The sequence below is a fragment of the Collinsella sp. LCP19S3_C9 genome, assembly GCF_052121575.1.
In the GTDB taxonomy this organism is placed as follows: domain Bacteria; phylum Actinomycetota; class Coriobacteriia; order Coriobacteriales; family Coriobacteriaceae; genus Collinsella.
The window spans coordinates 57,245-76,412 of record NZ_JBQKDZ010000012.1 but is presented as its reverse complement, the minus strand read 5'-3'; the positions used below and the strand labels follow the sequence as shown (position 1 = coordinate 76,412).

The window sequence follows — 19,168 nt, the reverse complement described above, 5'->3', positions numbered from 1 at the left end:
ACGGTGAGCCCGGCGCCGCGAAGCGCCCTGGCCCTCTCCACCATTCTCCTACTGTATGCCATGCGGACTCCGTTCCGGACCTCAACGGTCCAACTTTTTGTCCGCAGTCCCCGACTCAGGACGGGATACAGTTTCCCAAACAGGGCTCAATCGGAAACTACGACCCAGTTTGAGGCCTCAAAACGGGACGCAGTTTCCGCCCGATCAGTCTTCGCCGCCATTCCGCCATTCGGCGACGCGCATCAGTAACTCTGTTCACAGAAAATATATGAACATATGTTCGATATACACATATCTACCTGCGCATTTTCTGTCGAAAAACTTTGCTACTCCAAAAACACAATCGCGTCAAGGCTTTTCTTGCCCAACGGTCGGTACCTGATAAACTATTAGGTTGCGATAACTGGCGAAGCTATGCCTCGCCAACCCACCGAGCATTTCCGTGAAGGAGGAAAAACCTGGTGACCTACGCATACACTGCCACTGAGCGCAAGCGCGTCAGCTTCGGGAAAATCCCGGAGGCCATGGAGCTCCCCAACCTTATCTCTGTTCAAAGGGAATCCTTTGAGCGTTTTAAGGACGAGGGCCTTCGTGAGGCGTTTAAGGAATCCAGCCCCATCCAGAGCCAGAACCATGTTCTCGAGGTTACCTTCGGCGAGCATCAGTTTGGCGACCCCGCGCACACCGTCGAGGAGTGCCGCGAGAAGGATATGACCTATCAGGCTCCGCTTTTGACCGACGTCCGTCTCACCAACAAGGAGACCGGCGAGATCAAGGAGCAGCTCGTCTTTATGGGCGACTTCCCCATGATGACCGATCAGGGCACCTTCATCATCAACGGTACCGAGCGTATCGTCGTCTCGCAGCTCGTCCGTTCCCCGGGCGTGTACTTCAGCTCCGAGATGGATTCGGGCAAGCAGATCTACAAGGCTCAGATCATCCCGTCCCGCGGTGCCTGGCTTGAGTTTGAGGTCGACAAGCGCGACCAGCTCATGGTCTCCATCGACCGTAAGCGCAAGCAGAGCGCCACGATGTTCCTGCGCGCCCTTGGCATCGCCGTCACCAACGACGACATCATCGAGCTGCTCGGCAACTCCGATGTGATCAAGCGTACCCTCGAGCGCGATACCGCCCTTACCCGCGAGGATGCTCTTATCGAGATCTACCGTCGCCTGCGCCCGGGCGAGCCTCCCACCGTGGATGCTTCCCGCAGCCTGCTCGAGGGCCTGCTCTTTAACCCGCAGCGCTACGACCTGGCCCGCGTCGGTCGCTACAAGGTCAACAAGAAGCTCAACCTCACCACCGAGGAAGAGGTCACGGTGCTCACCGACGAGGATATCGTCGCTACGCTGCGCTACCTTCTGTCCCTCGCTGCCGGCGAGCAGGGCTTCAAGGTTGACGACATCGACCACTTTGGCAACCGCCGTATCCGCACCGTCGGCGAGCTCGTCGCCAACCAGTTCCGTATCGGCATGAGCCGTATGGAGCGCGTCGTCCGTGAGCGCATGAGCTCCCAGGACATCGACGAGATTACCCCGCAGTCGCTCATCAACATCCGCCCGATCGTGGCCTCCATCAAGGAGTTCTTCGGTTCCTCGCAGCTCTCGCAGTTCATGGACCAGGCGAACCCCCTGACCGGTCTGACCCACAAGCGCCGTCTGTCCGCACTCGGCCCTGGCGGTCTTGCCGGCCACAAGTCGGGCTCCAGCCGCCGCACCAACGTGCCGACGGCCGTCCGCGACGTTCACAACTCGCACTACAGCCGCATGTGCCCGATCGAGACCCCCGAAGGCCCCAACATCGGCCTGATCGGCTCGCTTGCCCTCTACGCCCGCGTCAACGAGTATGGCTTCATCGAGGCCCCGTTCCGCCGCGTCGAGAACGGCGTTGCCACCGACCAGATCGACTGGATGACCGCTGACGAGGAAGAGAAGCACGTTATCGCGCCGGCCAACACGCCGCTCGATCCCAAGACCAACGAGTTCATCACGACCGATGCCGAGGGCAAGATCGTCCGTCCGCATTCCGTGATCGCCCGTACCCGCGACTTCGACGGCTCCTTCGGCGCTCCCGCCGACGTGCCCGTCGAGGACGTCGACTACATGGACGTCTCGCCGCGCCAGATGCTCTCCGTCGCAGCCACGCTGATCCCGTTCCTCGAGCACGACGACGCTAAGCGTACGCTCATGGGCGCCAACATGCAGCGTCAGGCCGTGCCGCTGGTTCACCCCGCCGCTCCCTATGTCGGTACCGGCATGGAGCGTCGCGCCGCCCTGGACTCTGGCGAGGTCACCCTGGCCAAGAACGCCGGCGAGGTCATCTTCGCCGACGCCTCCAAGATTATCGTCAAGCATGCCGGCGGCATGGACGAGTATCACCTGGCCAAGTACCAGCGCTCCAACCAGTCCACCTGCATCAACCACCGCCCGCTTGTGCGCGTCGGCGACACCGTTGAGCAGGGTGAGCCTCTGGCCGACGGTCCTTCGACCGATCACGGCGAGCTCGCACTGGGCCAGAACCTCACCGTGGCCTACATGCCGTGGGAAGGCTTCAACTACGAGGACGGTATCGTCGTGTCCGAGCGCCTGGTGGCCGAGGACCTGCTGACGACCATCAACATCACCCGTCACGAGATCGACGCCCGCGATACCAAGCTCGGCCCCGAGGAGATCACTCGCGAGATCCCGAACCTCTCCGAGGACATGCTTGCCAACCTCGACGAGGACGGCATCATCCGCATCGGCGCTGAGGTCGGCCCTGGCGACATCCTGGTCGGCAAGGTTACCCCTAAGGGCGAGAGCGCTCTGACTGCTGAGGAGCGCCTGCTGCGCGCCATCTTCGGTGCCAAGGCTCACGACGTTCGCGACACTTCCCTTAAGATGCCTCACGGCGCTTACGGCCGCGTCATCGACGTCGTCCGCTTTAGCCGCGAGAACGGCGACGACCTGGCCCCCGGCGTCAACGAGCAGGTGCGCGTCTACGTCGCCCAGCGTCGTAAGATCCAGCAGGGCGATAAGATTGCCGGCCGCCACGGCAACAAGGGTGTTATCTGTAACGTTCTGCCGGTCGAGGACATGCCCTACATGGCTGACGGTACCCCGATCGACGTTATCCTCAACCCGCTGGGCGTTCCTTCGCGTATGAACGTCGGCCAGCTGCTCGAGTGCCACCTTGGCTGGGCTGCTGCCTGCGGTTGGGATACCGAGGATGCCGATTCCGACAAGTACGTCCCCGGTCCGTTCTTTACCGCGACGCCCGTTTTCGACGGCGCCAAGGAGGACGAGATCGCCGAGGTCATCCGTCGTGCCAACAAGAATATGCTCAACAAGGCCACCGCTGCCTTTGGCGATCACATGCGCCCCGAGTTTGTCACCCAGCTTGACGAGCGCGGAAAGACCCGCCTGTTTGACGGCCGCACCGGCGAGGAGTTCCGCGAGCCCATTACCGTGGGTACGTCCTACATCCTCAAGCTCGGTCACATGGTCGACGACAAGATCCACGCCCGTTCGACTGGCCCTTACAGCCTGGTTACCCAGCAGCCGCTGGGCGGCAAGGCCCAGTTCGGCGGCCAGCGCTTCGGCGAGATGGAAGTTTGGGCACTGTACGCATACGGTGCTTCCAACGTCCTGCAGGAGATCCTGACCGTCAAGTCCGACGATACCGTGGGCCGCGTCAAGACCTACGAGTCCATCGTCAAGGGCGAGAACGTCCCGGTTCCGGGTATCCCCGAGTCCTTCAAGGTTCTCGTCAAGGAGATCCGTTCCCTCGCACTGGACATCGAGCCCATGCGCGATGCCGACGAGGACGCCTCCGCCCCCGTGACCGCCGAGGAGACCTCTGCCCTCGATGACCTGGCTGCGCTCGCCGGCGTTGACGCCGACGTCGAGGCCCAGGATGCCGAGACCGCCGAGGCACCCGAGGCTGTCGCCGCCACGACCACTGATAAGGAGTAGTTGACTGTGGCAGATTTCGAAGCTACTGAATTTGACTCGGTAAAGATCTCCCTTGCCTCCGCCGACCAGATCCGTTCCTGGTCGCACGGTGAGGTCAAGAAGCCGGAGACCATCAATTACCGTACCCTCAAGCCCGAGAAGGACGGCCTGTTCTGCGAGAAGATCTTCGGTCCCGCCAAGGACTGGGAGTGCTCCTGCGGCAAGTACAAGGGCATCCGCTTTAAGGGCATCGTCTGCGAGCGCTGCGGCGTCGAGGTCACCTCGGCCAAGGTGCGTCGCGACCGCATGGGCCATATCGAGCTCGCCGCTCCCGTGTCCCACATCTGGTACTTCAAGAGCCCCACGAGCTTCCCGATGAGCCGTATGCTCGACATCAAGTCCAAGGACCTCGAGAAGGTTCTGTACTTTGCCAGCTACATCATCACCGAGGTCGACTACGAGGCTCGCGAGGCCGACGCTGACGACCTGCGCGAGGAGCTCGCCGCCGATCTGGAAGAGATCGATGCCGAGTGCGCCCGCCAGATCGAGTCCCTCAAGGAGCAGGGCAACCCCGAGAACTTTGACGAGTTCTCCGACGAGGAGCCGCTGACCCCCGAGGAGATCGCCTCCGGCATCGTCGACATCGAGGAAGAGTGCAAGGACGAGAAGCAGCTCCGCACGGACGCCTTCAACGCCTTCATGAAGCTCACCGAGCGCGACCTCATCTCCGATGAGCCGCTGTTCCGCGAGATGACCCGTTACTACTCCATGTACTTCAAGGGTGGCATGGGTGCCGAGGCCGTCCGCGACCTGCTCGCTGCCATCGACCTCCCCTCCGAGGCCGAGAAGCTCAAGGCCATCATCGCCGACGAGGACTCCCAGAAGCAGAAGCGCGAGAAGGCCGTCAAGCGCCTCGAGGTCGTTGACGCCTTCCTGAAGGGCGGCAACAGCCCCGCGAACATGATTCTGGATGTCATCCCGGTCATTCCGCCCGATCTGCGCCCGATGGTCCAGCTCGACGGCGGCCGCTTCGCCGCGTCCGACCTCAACGACCTGTATCGTCGCGTGATCAACCGTAACAACCGACTCAAGCGCCTGCTCGACCTGGACGCCCCTGCGATCATCGTGAACAACGAGAAGCGCATGCTCCAGGAGTCCGTGGACGCCCTGTTCGACAACGGCCGCCGTGGGCGCCCGGTCTCTGGCCGTGGTGGTCGCCCGCTCAAGTCGCTCGCCGAGGCCCTCAAGGGCAAGCAGGGTCGTTTCCGCCAGAACCTGCTGGGCAAGCGTGTCGACTACTCCGGCCGTTCGGTAATCGTTACCGACCCCAAGCTGCTGCTGCACCAGTGCGGTCTGCCCAAGACCATGGCGCTGGAGCTCTTCAAGCCCTTCGTCATGAAGCGCCTGGTCGAGCTTGGCAAGGTCGAGAACATCAAGGGCGCCAAGCGCGCTATCGACCGCGGTGCCACCTTTGTGTGGGACATCCTCGAAGAGGTCATCGACGGTCGTGTCGTGCTGCTCAACCGTGCACCGACCCTGCACCGTCTGTCCATCCAGGCCTTTGAGCCGGTGCTGGTCGAGGGCAAGGCTATCCACCTGCACCCGCTGGTCTGCGCGCCCTTCAACGCCGACTTCGACGGCGACCAGATGTCTGTCCACGTGCCGCTGTCCAGCCAGGCTCAGGCCGAGGCCCGCGTGCTCATGCTCTCTGCGAACAACCTGCGCTCGCCGGCATCCGGCAAGCCGGTCAACATCCCCTCGCAGGACATGATCATTGGTGTGTACTACCTGACCCAGGTCCGCGACGGTCTGCCGGGCGAGAACCACGTGTTCTCGAGCTTCGACGACGCGCTGCACGCCTATGACTGCCGCTCCGAAGTCGACATGCAGGCCAAGATTCAGGTCCGCGTGTCCGCCGAGAACGCCAACGTCATCAACGAGGACGGTACCCGTATCTTCCGCGTCAAGAACGGCAAGAACGAGTTCGTCGACTACGATGTCACCGGTAACAAGACCGCACGTTTCGAGACTTCTATCGGCCGCATCATCTTCAACCGCCAGTGCCTGCCCGAAGACTACGAGTTCATGAACTACAAGATGGTCAAGGGCGATGTGGCCAAGCTGGTTGCCGACTGCTGCGATCGTTACCCCGAGGCCAAGGTCGGCCCGATCCTCGACTCTATCAAGTACTCCGGCTTCCACTACGCTACCCGCGCCGGCCTCACCATCTCGGTGTGGGACGCTCTCATCCCTGCCGAGAAGCAGGAGCTGCTCGACCGCGCCCAGGCCAACGTCGACCAGATCAACGAGTACTTCGAGGAGGGCTTCATCAACGAGACGGAGCGCCACATCGAAGTCGTTAACGAGTGGACCGCTTGTACCGACAAGGTCGCAGCGCTCATGCTCGACATGTTCGACGAGGAGAACCCGCTGTACATGATGGCCGACTCTGGCGCCCGTGGTTCTAAGACCCAGCTGCGTCAGCTCGGCGGCATGCGTGGCCTGATGGCAGATATGTCCGGCGAGACGATCGACCTTCCCATTAAGGCGAACTTCCGCGAGGGCCTACTGCCGCTCGAGTACTTCATTTCGACCTACGGCGCCCGTAAGGGCCTGGTCGATACCGCATCCCACACCTCGGACTCTGGCTACCTGACTCGTCGTCTGGTCGACGTGGCCCAGGACGTCATCGTCCGCGAGGAGGACTGCGGTACGCACGAGGGCGTCACCTACAACCTCATCATCCCCGGCACCACCGACCTCAACACCGACCTTGTCGGCCGTTGCTTTATTGAGGACGTCGTGGCTCCCGATGGCACCGTGCTCTTTGAGCAGGACGGCTATATCGAGAAGGTCGCCGACATCCAGAAGATGGTCGATGCGGGCCTTAAGAAGGTCAAGCTTCGCGCGCTGCTCACCTGCCGCTCCAAGTACGGCGTGTGCCAGAAGTGCTACGGCTGGGATCTTTCCACCCGTCGTCCGGTCGCCATCGGTACCGCAGTCGGCATTATTGCCGCCCAGTCCATCGGCGAGCCCGGTACGCAGCTTACGATGCGTACCATTCACTCCGGCGGCGTCGCTGGCGTCGACGATATTACGCAGGGTCTGCCTACGGTCAGCCGTATGTTCGATATCGTCGGCAACGTCAACGAGAAGATCCTGGGTCGCGAGGCCGAGCTGGCTCCGTACTCCGGCCACCTCTCGATTAAGCCCGAGAAGTCCGAGTACGTGCTGACGCTCACCGACTCCGAGGATCACACCCGTGTCCTCGACGAGCGTCGCGTCCCCGCTTCGGTGCGCTTTATGCCCGAGATCGAGGACGGCTGCGAGGTTCGCGCCGGCGACCAGATCACCAAGGGCTTCGTCAACTTCCGCAACCTGCGCAAGCTGACCGACATCGAGTCGACGATGCACACCTTCGTCGAGAGCGTCAAGGACGTCTACACCAGCCAGGGCGTCGACCTGAACGACAAGCACATCGAGGTGCTCGCACGTCAGATGCTGCGTCGCGTTCAGATCACCAACCCCGGCGACTCCAAGTACCTGCTTGGTCAGTACGTCGACCGCTACGAGTTCGCCGACGAGGTCGAGCGCGTTGCCCGTCTGGGCGGTCAGGCTCCCGTGGCTGAGCCCGTCATCTTGGGTACGCTCAAGGTTGCGTCCAACATCGACTCCTGGCTGTCGAGCGCTTCGTTCATCCGTACCGCCGGCGTCCTTACCGAGGCCGCTATTGAGGGCAAGGTCGACCACCTGCTCGACCTTAAGTCCAACGTCATCGTCGGTAAGAAGATCCCGGCTGGTACCGGCCTCAAGCCGTACGCTAACGCCAAGCTGACGTATCGCACGGCCGACGGCTACGTGGACATCGATGGTCCGGCTTCGCCCAACGCCAAGTCACTGCCCGAGTGGGCTCCCGTGGAGCTCAAGGACCTGGACGAGCGGCTCCCACAGCAGCTCGACTGGGCCGGCTACGACGAGTTTGGCGGTGCCGACGGTTCGTTCACCCGCAACGGCCACACCATCTCCGCCGAGAAGGCTCGCCTGTACCTGTTCGACGATCTGGGCGTGTCGCAGCGCTGGACCAACAAGTTCAGCGAGGTCGGCATCGAGACGGTCGGCGACCTGGTTGGCAAGTCCGAGGAGGATCTGCTGCGCATCGATGGCATCGGTGCCAAGGCGATCGAGGAGCTCCGTGACGGCCTCGAGGCCCACGACCTGCTCTACATCCTCGAGAACAACGACGACGTTGCCGACGAGGAAGACCTTTCGCAGCTGCTGCAGATGGTCTTTAGCCCCGACGGTCCGGACGACATCCTGCTGGGCACCTCCGCTCCGACGCATCACGCCGATGCCGACGAGGAGCTCCTGGGCGCCCCGATCGACGACAAGAAGGCTTCCGCCAACGGTGCCATCAACGAGGACATGGCTTCCCTCGACGAGCTGCTCAACCAGCTCGTGGACACCGACGACGCCGAAGAGGCCAAGGACAACGACGGGGAGTAATTTCCCAGTACGTTAACCGCCCTTCCAAAGACCCGTTTCCCAACAGGGAAGCGGGTCTTTTTTGTTGAGGAACGTTGCCCCGACGAGCACGTAGGATTTCCGGGACGGTCGGCCCAGGGGTTAAGTTTGTCGCGAGTTCCGCACGAGCCGGAGGCCACTTAATGTGGCCTCCGTGCGAGTCAGGACTGTAGAGCAGCAAACTTAACCCCTGGGCCGCCCGTCCCGGAAATCCGCCCTCGCGCACAGGAGGGGATTCCTTTTGTGTAGGCTTTGCGGAAATGTGGCTATTTTAGGATACGCCCGGCGGCGTGGTCTGTTGACGACACAGCTAACGGCACGTATCCTATCGAACTGCGTGTTTCGTAGGGGGATGCTGACCCCTCGATTCAAGCCGTTGCACTTTACAGAAAGCTGGAATCATTCGAGAAGGAGTACGCTTTGCCTACTATTAACCAGCTGGTTCGCCAGGGCCGTCGTTCCGCGCCCAAGAAGTCCAAGAACGCTGCTCTGCAGCACAACTCCCAGAAGCGCGGCGTGTGCACCCGCGTCTTCACCACGAGCCCCAAGAAGCCGAACTCGGCTCTTCGTAAGGTTGCCCGTGTTCGCCTCGTCAACGGCATCGAAGTTACTGCTTACATTCCGGGTGAGGGCCACAACCTGCAGGAGCACTCCATCGTGCTCGTCCGCGGCGGTCGTGTTCGTGACCTCCCTGGTGTCCGTTATCACGTCATCCGTGGCGCCTACGATGCTGCTCCGGTCCAGAACCGTATGCAGGCCCGTTCCAAGTACGGTGCTAAGCGCCCCAAGGCCAAATAAGCCAGATAACGTTTTGATACTTTCGCCGTGTGCCGCCTAAGCGCCGCACGGTAGACACTTAAGGAGATTTCACATGCCGCGTCGTGCAGCAGCTAATCGTCGTGAGGTTCAGCCTGACGCCGTTTACAACAACCGCCTGGTGACTCAGCTCATCAACAAGGTCCTTCTTGACGGCAAGAAGGCCACCGCTGAGCGCATCGTTTACACCGCTTTCGAGATCGTTGCCGAGAAGTCCGAGGGTGGCGACGCTCTCGCTACCTTCAAGAAGGCTATGGACAACGTCAAGCCCACGCTCGAGGTTAAGCCCAAGCGTGTCGGTGGCGCTACCTATCAGGTCCCGATGGAGGTCAACTCCCGTCGTTCCACCGCTCTGGGCATCCGCTGGATCGTCAACTTCTCCCGCGCTCGCAAGGAGAAGACCATGGCTGAGCGTCTCGCAAACGAGATTCTGGACGCTTCCAACGGCCTGGGCGCTTCCGTCAAGAAGCGTGAGGACGTCTTCAAGATGGCCGAGGCCAACCGCGCGTTCTCTCACTATCGTTGGTAAGTTAAGGTAAGGAACTAACATGGCTAAGGCTAAGCACAAGCTTTCCGATACCCGTAACATCGGCATCATGGCCCACATCGATGCCGGTAAGACCACCACGACCGAGCGTATTCTTTACTACACCGGTAAGACCCACAAGATCGGTGAGGTCCATGAGGGCGCTGCCACCATGGACTGGATGGTTCAGGAGCAGGAGCGCGGCGTAACCATCACCTCCGCTGCTACCACGTGCTTCTGGAACAAGGACGGTAAGGACTACCGCATCCAGATCATCGACACCCCGGGCCACGTTGACTTCACCGCCGAGGTCGAGCGCTGCCTGCGCGTCCTCGATGGCGCTGTCGCCGTCTTCGACGCCGTTGCCGGCGTCCAGCCCCAGTCTGAGACCGTTTGGCGTCAGGCTTCTACCTTCAACGTTCCCCGCATCGCCTTCATCAACAAGTATGACCGCGTGGGCGCTGACTTCTTCAACGCTATCGAGACCATGAAGGATCGTCTCGACGCTAACGCCGTGGCCGCTCAGGTCCCGATGGGCGCCGAGGACAACTTCTGGGGCGTCATCGACCTGGTCACCATGACTGCATGGGACTTCAAGGCCGACGAGAAGGGCATGACCTACCCCGAGCCGATGGACGAGATCCCGGCTGAGTTCGCCGACATCGCTGCCACCAAGCGCGAGGAGCTCCTCGACGCCGCTGCCAGCTTTGACGACGAGCTCATGGAGAAGATCCTCATGGAGGAGGACTTCACCGTCGAGGAGCTCAAGGCTGCTCTGCGCAAGGGCGTTCTGGCCAACGAGCTCAACCTCGTCTTTGTGGGCTCCGCCTACAAGAACAAGGGCGTTCAGGAGCTGCTCGACGCTGTCGTCGACTACCTGCCCAGCCCGCTTGACGTTGAGGCCGTCACCGGTACCGATCCGGAAACCGGCGAGGAGATCGTGCGTCATCCCTCCTTCGACGAGCCCTTCTCCGGCCTGGTCTTCAAGATCATGACCGACCCGTTCGTCGGTAAGCTCACCTACGTCCGCGTTTATTCCGGTCGCGCCGAGTCCGGCTCCTACGTGGTCAACGCCTCCAACGGTCAGCGCGAGCGCCTCGGCCGCATCCTCGAGATGAACGCCGCCGAGCGTATCGACCGTGACGACGCTTGCGCCGGTGACATCGTCGCCTGCGTTGGCTTCAAGAACTCCACCACCGGTGACACCCTGTGCGCCGAGGGCAAGGAGATCGTCCTCGAGAAGATCGAGTTCGCCAAGCCCGTTATCGACGTTGCTATCGAGCCCAAGACCAAGGCCGAGCAGGACAAGATGTCCCTGGCTCTGACCAAGCTCGCCGAGGAGGACCCGACCTTCACGGTGTCCACCAACCACGAGACCGGCCAGACCATCATCGCCGGCATGGGCGAGCTGCACCTCGAGATCATCGTTGACCGTCTGCTCCGTGAGTTCAAGGTTGACGCTAACGTCGGTAAGCCCCAGGTTGCCTACCGCGAGACCGCTGGTCACGACGTCGAGAGGGCTGAGGGCAAGTTCGTCCGTCAGTCCGGCGGTCGCGGTCAGTACGGCCACGCCGTCATCAAGCTCGAGAAGATGGAGGAGGGCTTCGGCTACGAGTTCGTCAACGCTATCGTCGGCGGCGTCGTGCCCAAGGAGTACATCCCGTCCATCGACAAGGGCATCCAGGAGGCCCTGAACACCGGTGTTATCGCCGGCTTCCCGGTCCTCGACGTTAAGGTCACCCTGTTCGACGGTTCTTACCACGAGGTCGACTCCTCCGAGGCCGCCTTCAAGATCGCCGGTTCCATGGCTATCAAGGACGCCCTCAAGAAGTCCGATCCGCAGCTGCTCGAGCCGATCATGGCTGTCGAGGTCGAGACCCCCGAGCAGTACATGGGCGACGTTATGGGCAACCTCTCCGGTCGCCGCGGCAAGATCGAGGGCATGGAGGATCGCAAGAACACCAAGCTCATCCGTGCCAAGGTGCCGCTGGGCGAGATGTTCGGTTACGCTACCGACCTTCGCTCCCAGACCCAGGGCCGTGCATCCTACACGATGCAGTTCGACTCTTATGAGCCTGCGCCCAAGTCCATCGTGGACGAGGTCATGAGCAAGAACGCCTAAGTTCGAGCTCCCTGTTACGTAATCCGCGAGAACATCTCTCGCACTCTTTGGAGGTTTAAGTTGGCTACCCAGAAGATCCGCATTCGCCTCAAGGGCTATGATCACGAGGTCGTCGATCAGTCCGCGAAGCTCATTGTCGAGACCGCTCAGAAGACCGGCGCTCGCGTTTCCGGTCCTGTCCCCCTGCCCACCGAGCGCAACCTGTACACGGTCATCCGCTCGCCGCACAAGGACAAGGACTCCCGTGAGCAGTTCGAGATGCGCACCCACAAGCGCCTCATCGACATCCTCGACCCCACCTCGGGCACCGTTGATTCGCTTATGCGTCTCGACCTCCCCGCTGGCGTCGACATCGACATCAAGCTCTAAGCTTTTTGCTCGATAGTGCGATTTGTAAGGCCGCAGCCCTAAGGGTTGCGGCCTTTTTTGTATCGATGGGGTAAAGGGTCTACACTACTGAGCTATTCGACAAACGAGTGTATGAGTAAAACTGTTGGGGGCAGATATAGATGGTCGAGTGGATCGTTCGTCGTGCGCAGGGCGACCGTGCGCGCGTGGGCACGTTGGCGGGCGTGGTGTGCATTCTCGCCAATGTGGCACTATGCGCTGCGAAGGGTGCAATTGGCGTGCTGTCGGGATCGGTTTCGATTGTGGCGGACGCCATGAACAACCTGTCTGACGCCAGCTCAAACATCGTGAGCGTGCTTGGCTTTAAGCTGGCGGGCAAGCCGGCAGACCCCGAGCACCCTTACGGCCATGGCCGCTACGAGTATCTCTCGGGTCTGGTCGTGGCGGCGCTCGTGCTGCTCATCGGCCTCGAACTGGTGAAGTCCTCGTTTGAGCGTATCGTCCACCCCGAACCCGTCGAGTTCTCGCTTGCCCTGGTGGCAGTCTTGGCGCTTTCGATGGTTGTTAAACTGTGGATGGCGGCCCTCAACCAAAAGCTCGGTGACCGTATTGAGTCTGAGACGCTGCATGCGACCGCGCAGGATTCCAAGAACGATGTCCTTGCTACAGGCGCCGTGTTAGCGTGCGCAATTGTTTCGCAGGTGACGCATATCAATCTTGATGCTTGGGTCGGCCTTGCCGTTGGCGCCTATATTGGCTGGAGCGGTTTTGAGCTCATCCAGGATACGGTGAGCCCGCTTTTGGGTCAGGCGCCCGATCCCAAGCTGGTCGAACATATTCGCGGCAAGATCATGAGCTACCCTGGCGTTTTGGGCGTTCATGACCTAATGGTTCACGACTACGGCCCGGGCAGGAAGTTCGCAAGCGCTCACGCCGAGATGGCGGCCGAGGCTAGCCCGCTGGAAAGTCACGACACGCTCGATAACATTGAACAGGCATTTAGGGACGAAGACGACATGATTGTCACGCTTCACTACGATCCCATCGTGACCGATGACCCCAAGGTGGCGAGCATGCGCTTGCGCATTCACGCCATGGCCCAACAGATCGATAGCCGCCTTTCGATTCATGACCTGCGCTGCGTGCCGGGTCCTACGCACACCAACGTGATCTTTGACTGCGTGCGTCCCTCGGATTTGGGCATGGGGTCCGATGAGCTCAAGCACGCGTTGGCCCAGAGGGTCGAATCGGAATATCCCAAGTCGATTGCCAAGATTACGATCGACGATGACTACGTAGGGCATACCCACGAGTAGGTCTGCGCCGGCAAAGCACGTTATACAGAAGGGGAGAATATGAAGAGGCTGTATCTGCTCCGCCACGGCCAGACGGAATTCAACGTAAAAAAGCTCGTCCAGGGTCGCTGTGATTCACCGCTTACCGATTTGGGCCGTCAACAGGCCCAAGCGGCAGCCGAATGGCTCAAAGCCCACGGCGTTGTCCCCGACAAAGTGGTCTCATCGCCTTTAGGCCGAGCCATGGACACGGCAAGTCTCGTCGCATGCGAGATCCTCGGTCCGGATGCGGCTGTCGAGTCCTGCGAAGGCATCATCGAGCGCGGCTATGGAACCTTCGAGGAAGGCCCGCACGACGCATTGCCTACCGACGTTTGGGATCCGGGCGAGGATTTGGTCCCCTTCGGAGGAGAAGGAAGCCGCGCGCTGCAAGAACGCATGGTAGACACCCTCACCAATCTCATGGGCGACGAGGGCATCGAAACCCTCCTAGCAGTAAGCCACGGCAGCGCCAGCCGCCAATTCATCAAGGCTGCAGCTCCAGAGGGCTTCGAGCTCCCAGCAAAACTCCCCAACTGCGCCATTATGATCTTCGATTTCGACGAGCAAAAGCCACAAGCAGAAGGCGAACCAATGCAATGCAAGTTCACCTTGCAGCAAATTGTGGATCCCCAACAATGTCATTAGCCTGAGCGAGCAAGGTTTAGCAGACATCAACGTGTCGTCTCCCGAGCTTGGCAGAGGGGCGGCGAAATATATTAAGTTTGTCGCGAGTTCCGCACGCAAAGGAAAGCACTTAATGTGCTTTCCGTCTTGCGCAGGACTGTAGAGCAGCAAACTTAATATATTTCGCCGCCCCTCTGCCAAGCCCAGGCGACTCCACGCACTTTACCTGCGTAAACAATGTGAGTGAAATATGAATCTCGATGGATACGCCCGCAGCCGTGTATACTAAACAGCTGTGTGAAACCAGGGGAGTATTCTGGCTGGACAAAATGCCTGCTTAATAGGGTTGTCAGGTAGTTCGGACGCAATACAAGGCTGGGGAGCACGTCGTGTAAGTAGTGGTCCTCTAGGGGCGTACGCTCGGTGGTGTACGCATTGTCCCAAGACCACGCGAGAGTTGGGATCATATCTTGATCAGCATGATTCTCGGCCGCAAGATTGGCATGACCCAGGTTTGGGACGAGAACGACAACGTCGTTCCCGTCACGGTCATCCAGGCTGGCCCCTGCGCTGTCTCGCAGGTTAAAACTCAGGCAACCGACGGCTATGACGCCGTCCAGATCGGTTTCGGCGACATCAAGGCCAAGAACGTGAACAAGCCCATGGCTGGTCACTTCGCCAAGGCCGGCGTCGAGCCTGTCCGCTTCCTTCGTGAGGTCCGCGTCGAGAACGGCGAGGAGCACAAGGTCGGCGAGGTCGTCACCGTCGCTGATTTCGCTGATGTCGAGAAGGTCGACGTCATCGGTACCTCCAAGGGTAAGGGCTTCCAGGGTCGCATCAAGCGCTGGGGTCAGCGCCGCGGTCCTATGACGCATGGTTCTCACTTCCAGCGTCACCCCGGTTCTATCGGTCAGTGCGCCTATCCTGCGCGCGTCCTCAAGGGCGTCAAGATGGCCGGCCACATGGGTAACGAGCGCGTTACCGTCAAGAACCTTTCCGTTGTCCGCATCGATGCCGAGCAGAACCTCATCTTGGTCAAGGGCGCTGTCCCGGGTGCCAAGAATGGTCTCGTCGCCATCCGTATGGCCTAAGGGCCCAGCCCATTTAGCCCAGCGTCATACCAAGGAGAACACTTAAATGGCAAAGTTTGAAGTAAAGAACAGCGAGGGCAAGAAGGTCGCCGAGGCCGAGCTCGCCGCTGAGGTGTACGGCATCGAGCCGAACATCCACGTTATGCACCACATCGTCAAGTGCCAGATGGCCTCTTGGCGTCAGGGCACCCAGTCCGCTAAGGGCCGCTCTGAGGTTTCCGGTGGCGGCAAGAAGCCTTGGCGTCAGAAGGGCACCGGTCGTGCCCGCCAGGGTTCCATCCGTGCTGCCCAGTGGCGTCACGGTGGCGTTGTCTTCGCCCCCAAGCCCCGTTCCTACGCTAAGCGTATGAACAACAAGGAGGTCAAGCTGGCTATGCGCTCTGCGCTGTCCGCCAAGCTGGCCGATGGCGAGCTCGTGCTCGTCGACGACTACGGCTTCGAGAAGCCTTCCACCAAGGCTGCCGTTGCCATGCTCAAGGCTCTCGGCCTTGAGGGCAAGCGTCTGACCATCATCGTTCGCGATGAGGACGTCAACGCCTACCTGTCGTTCCGCAACATTCCCAAGACGTTCATCATCACTGCCGACGAGGCCAACACCTATGATCTCGTCAACAACAACGCTGTGCTGATGCCCGCCGACATCGCCGCTCACTTCGGGGAGGTGCTTGCATAAATGACCGCCCACGAGATCATCATCCGTCCGATCGTGTCCGAGCGTTCCTTCTCCGGCATGGAGCAGAACAAGTACACGTTCGAGGTCGCCAAGGATGCTAACAAGTATCAGATCAAGGACGCTGTCGAGGAGATCTTCGGCGTCAAGGTCGTTCGCGTGAACACCCTGACGGTCAAGCCCAAGACCAAGCGCGTGCGCTATGTCGCCGGTAAGACCCGTTCTTGGAAGAAGGCCATCGTTACGCTGGCCGAGGGCGACACCATCGAGGTCTTTGGCAACCAGGCCTAAGACTCGCTGCTGTTGAGTGAGCTCATGCCTCCCAAATAGGGGAGGCGAGAGCTCAAGGTTTTGGGCGTATAAAATGGACACGCCCGGAACCGTGTATACGTCCGGTGTCATCGCACCCGAGGCAGAGCCTCGAATCCCTGTCTGCGATGGCTAACGGATACCTATTGAAAGGGATTGTAATGGCTGTAAAGCACCTTAAGCCGACCTCCGCTGGTAGGCGTTGGCAGACGATCTCCGACTTCTCCGAGATCACCTGCACCAAGCCCGAGAAGTCTCTTCTCGAGCCCCTGCCCAAGAAGGCCGGTCGTAACAACAACGGCCGCATCACCACCCGCCACCAGGGCGGCGGCGTGAAGCGTCGTTACCGCGTGATCGACTTCAAGCGCAACAAGGACGGCGTGCCCGCCAAGGTTGCCACGATCGAGTACGATCCGAACCGTTCCGCTCGCATCGCTCTGCTGCACTATGCTGACGGTGAGAAGCGCTACATCCTGGCCCCCAAGGGCCTCGAGGTCGGTCAGACCGTCATGTCCGGTTCTGACGCCGACATCAAGCCGGGCAACGCTCTGCCCCTCGCCGACATCCCCGTCGGTACGCTCATCCACGCCGTCGAGTTCCAGCCGGGCAAGGGCGCCGCTATCGCCCGTTCCGCCGGTAACTCCTGCCAGCTGATGGGTAAGGAGGGCAAGTACGCCATCGTCCGTATGCCTTCCTCCGAGATGCGCCGCATCCTCGTTACCTGCCGCGCCACCGTCGGTGAGGTCGGCAACGCCGATCACGCCAACATCGTCATCGGCAAGGCCGGCCGTAAGCGTCACATGAACGTGCGCCCGACCGTCCGCGGTACCGTCATGAACCCTGTCGACCATCCGCACGGCGGTGGCGAGGGCAAGAACCACACCTCTGGTCGTCCCTCCGTTACCCCCTGGGGTAAGCCGACGAAGGGCCTTCGTACGCGCAAGAAGAAGAAGGTCTCGAACCAGCACATCATTCGTCGCCGTAAGAAGTAATTTCGGATACCGAGTTTTAGGAGAAAGCACTTATGAGCAGAAGTCTCAAAAAGGGCCCGTTCGTGGAGACTCGCCTTCTCTCGCGTATCACCGCGATGAACGAGGCTGGCAAGAAGGACGTCGTGAAGACTTGGTCCCGCGCGTCCACCATCTTCCCCGAGATGGTTGGTCACACCATCGCCGTCCACGACGGCCGCAAGCATGTGCCCGTGTATGTTACCGAGTCCATGGTTGGTCACAAGCTCGGCGAGTTCGCGCCGACTCGTACGTTCCGTGGCCACAAGGCCAAATAGGGGGTTAACCGTAAATGGCAACTAAGTCTATTGAAACTGAGGCCACCGAGGTTCGCGCCGTCGCTAAGTACGTGCGTGTTTCCCCCAGCAAGGCCCGCCTGGTGGTCGATCTGATCCGCCGCAAGCCTGTCGCTCAGGCCTTCGACATCCTCCACTTCTGCGACCGCGCCGTCGCCGTGGATGTCGAGAAGGTTCTCCGTTCCGCCGTTGCGAACGCCGAGAACAACAACGGTCTGCGTGCCGACAACCTGGTTGTCGCTGCTGCCTATGTTGACGAGGGTCCGACGCTTAAGCGCATCCGTCCCCGCGCCAAGGGTTCCGCTTCTCGCATTCTGAAGCGTACTTCCCACATCACCGTCGTCGTTGCTCCTCGAAAGGAGGCGTAAAGCTGTATGGGTCAGAAAGTCTACCCCACCGGCTTCCGTCTTGGCATCACCGAGAACTGGCGCTCCCGCTGGTTCGCAGAGAAGGATTACGCTAAGACCCTCGGTAACGATCTCGAGATCCGCAAGTACCTCGAGAAGCGTCTCTCCCGCGCAGCTGTCTCCCGCGTCGAGATCGAGCGCGCTGGCGACAAGGTGAAGGTCATCATCTTCACCGCTCGCCCCGGCGTTGTCATCGGTAAGAAGGGTGCCGAGATCGATACCCTCCGTACCGAGCTCGAGAAGGTCGCTGGCGTCTCCAAGGGCCAGCTCTCCGTCGACGTTGTCGAGATCAAGCGCCCCGAGCTCGACGCCAACCTCGTTGCTCAGTCTATCGCTGAGCAGCTCGAGGGCCGCGTTGCCTTCCGTCGCGCTATGCGCAAGGCTGTCCAGTCCGCCCGCAAGGCCGGCGCCAAGGGCATCCGTATCCAGTGCTCCGGTCGTCTCGGCGGTGCCGAGATGGGCCGTCGTGAGTGGTACCGTGAGGGTCGCGTGCCTCTGCACACCCTCCGTGCCAAGATCGACTACGGCACGGCTGTCGCCAGCACCACCATGGGTGCCTGCGGCGTGAAGGTCTGGATCTACCTGGGCGAGAAGCTCCCGGGCCAGCCTGTTCCCAACCCTGCACTCGAGGGCTCTTCCCGTCCTCGTCGTCGTAACTCCGAGAGGAGGGGTCAGTAGTGCTTGCCCCTAAGCGTATTCTTCACCGCAAGGTGCAGCGTGGCTCCATGAAGGGCCAGGCCAAGGGTAATACCGAGCTGCATTTCGGCGAGTTTGGTATCCAGGCTCTCGAGGCCCATTGGATCACCAACCGTCAGATCGAGGCCGCTCGTATTGCCATGACCCGCTACATGAAGCGTGGCGGTCGTGTCTACATCACGATCTTCCCCGATAAGCCCATCACCAAGAAGCCTGCCGAGACTCGCATGGGTTCTGGTAAGGGTAACCCCGAGGAGTGGGTGGCCGTCGTCAAGCCCGGCCGCATCATGTTCGAGGTCAAGGGTGTTCCCGAGGAGGTCGCTCGCGAGGCTCTGCGTCTTGCGCAGCACAAGCTCCCCATCAAGACCAAGATCGTTGCTGCCAAGAACGCCGAGCAGCGCATCGAGAAGGAGATGGCTGAGGAGGCCGCTCTCGAGACCAAGTGGGCTGCTGAGGACGCCGCCGC

Annotated in this window: 15 protein-coding genes and 1 pseudogene; all 16 read left to right on the top strand. The window is 60.8% G+C overall.

Annotated elements, in window-relative coordinates; genetic code table 11:
• Positions 1 to 524: 524 nt before the first annotated feature.
• Positions 525 to 3,953 (top strand): DNA-directed RNA polymerase subunit beta, encoded by a 3,429-nt coding sequence (gene rpoB / locus ACTQXI_RS06920; RefSeq protein ID WP_229770619.1) that lies wholly within the window; start codon positions 525 to 527, stop codon positions 3,951 to 3,953.
• A gap of 6 nt (positions 3,954 to 3,959) precedes the next feature.
• Positions 3,960 to 8,435: a DNA-directed RNA polymerase subunit beta' gene (locus ACTQXI_RS06915; protein WP_370450532.1), complete on the top strand. Its 4,476-nt coding sequence runs from the start codon at positions 3,960 to 3,962 to the stop codon at positions 8,433 to 8,435.
• Positions 8,436 to 8,873: 438 nt separating this feature from the next.
• Positions 8,874 to 9,251 carry a 30S ribosomal protein S12 gene (rpsL, locus tag ACTQXI_RS06910; protein ID WP_154514699.1) on the top strand — a complete coding sequence of 126 codons (378 nt, stop codon included), beginning with the start codon at positions 8,874 to 8,876 and terminating at the stop codon, positions 9,249 to 9,251.
• A 73-nt stretch (positions 9,252 to 9,324) separates the two neighbouring features.
• Positions 9,325 to 9,798, top strand: coding sequence for a 30S ribosomal protein S7 (gene rpsG, locus ACTQXI_RS06905; protein ID WP_006235013.1), 474 nt, complete (start codon positions 9,325 to 9,327; stop codon positions 9,796 to 9,798).
• Positions 9,799 to 9,817: 19 nt separating this feature from the next.
• Positions 9,818 to 11,917, top strand: coding sequence for an elongation factor G (gene fusA / locus ACTQXI_RS06900; protein WP_154514697.1), 2,100 nt, complete (start codon positions 9,818 to 9,820; stop codon positions 11,915 to 11,917).
• Between the two features lie 60 nt (positions 11,918 to 11,977).
• The gene (gene rpsJ / locus ACTQXI_RS06895; RefSeq protein ID WP_427717612.1) at positions 11,978 to 12,286 is read left to right on the top strand and encodes a 30S ribosomal protein S10; all 309 of its coding nucleotides are present in this window, start codon (positions 11,978 to 11,980) and stop codon (positions 12,284 to 12,286) included.
• 140 nt (positions 12,287 to 12,426) lie between these two features.
• Positions 12,427 to 13,581, top strand: coding sequence for a cation diffusion facilitator family transporter (locus tag ACTQXI_RS06890; protein WP_441042034.1), 1,155 nt, complete (start codon positions 12,427 to 12,429; stop codon positions 13,579 to 13,581).
• 39 nt (positions 13,582 to 13,620) lie between these two features.
• Positions 13,621 to 14,247, top strand: coding sequence for a histidine phosphatase family protein (locus ACTQXI_RS06885; RefSeq protein ID WP_441548447.1), 627 nt, complete (start codon positions 13,621 to 13,623; stop codon positions 14,245 to 14,247).
• Positions 14,248 to 14,696: 449 nt separating this feature from the next.
• The gene (gene rplC, locus ACTQXI_RS06880; protein WP_089572481.1) at positions 14,697 to 15,317 is read left to right on the top strand and encodes a 50S ribosomal protein L3; all 621 of its coding nucleotides are present in this window, start codon (positions 14,697 to 14,699) and stop codon (positions 15,315 to 15,317) included.
• A gap of 46 nt (positions 15,318 to 15,363) precedes the next feature.
• Entirely contained in the window at positions 15,364 to 15,990 is a 627-nt protein-coding gene (gene rplD, locus ACTQXI_RS06875) for a 50S ribosomal protein L4 (RefSeq protein WP_006235032.1), read from the top strand.
• Entirely contained in the window at positions 15,991 to 16,278 is a 288-nt protein-coding gene (gene rplW, locus ACTQXI_RS06870; RefSeq protein ID WP_006235033.1) for a 50S ribosomal protein L23, read from the top strand.
• Positions 16,279 to 16,457: 179 nt separating this feature from the next.
• Positions 16,458 to 17,288, top strand: coding sequence for a 50S ribosomal protein L2 (gene rplB, locus ACTQXI_RS06865; RefSeq protein WP_117583062.1), 831 nt, complete (start codon positions 16,458 to 16,460; stop codon positions 17,286 to 17,288).
• 32 nt (positions 17,289 to 17,320) lie between these two features.
• Positions 17,321 to 17,581: a 30S ribosomal protein S19 gene (gene rpsS / locus ACTQXI_RS06860; protein WP_006235035.1), complete on the top strand. Its 261-nt coding sequence runs from the start codon at positions 17,321 to 17,323 to the stop codon at positions 17,579 to 17,581.
• Positions 17,582 to 17,595: 14 nt separating this feature from the next.
• Entirely contained in the window at positions 17,596 to 17,967 is a 372-nt protein-coding gene (gene rplV / locus ACTQXI_RS06855) for a 50S ribosomal protein L22 (RefSeq protein WP_006235036.1), read from the top strand.
• A 6-nt stretch (positions 17,968 to 17,973) separates the two neighbouring features.
• The gene (gene rpsC, locus ACTQXI_RS06850; RefSeq protein ID WP_154514689.1) at positions 17,974 to 18,684 is read left to right on the top strand and encodes a 30S ribosomal protein S3; all 711 of its coding nucleotides are present in this window, start codon (positions 17,974 to 17,976) and stop codon (positions 18,682 to 18,684) included.
• A pseudogene (rplP, locus tag ACTQXI_RS06845) lies at positions 18,684 to 19,100 on the top strand (50S ribosomal protein L16); the annotation flags it as partial. The gene rpsC and the pseudogene rplP, both read left to right, overlap by 1 nt.
• Positions 19,101 to 19,168 lie beyond the last annotated feature (68 nt).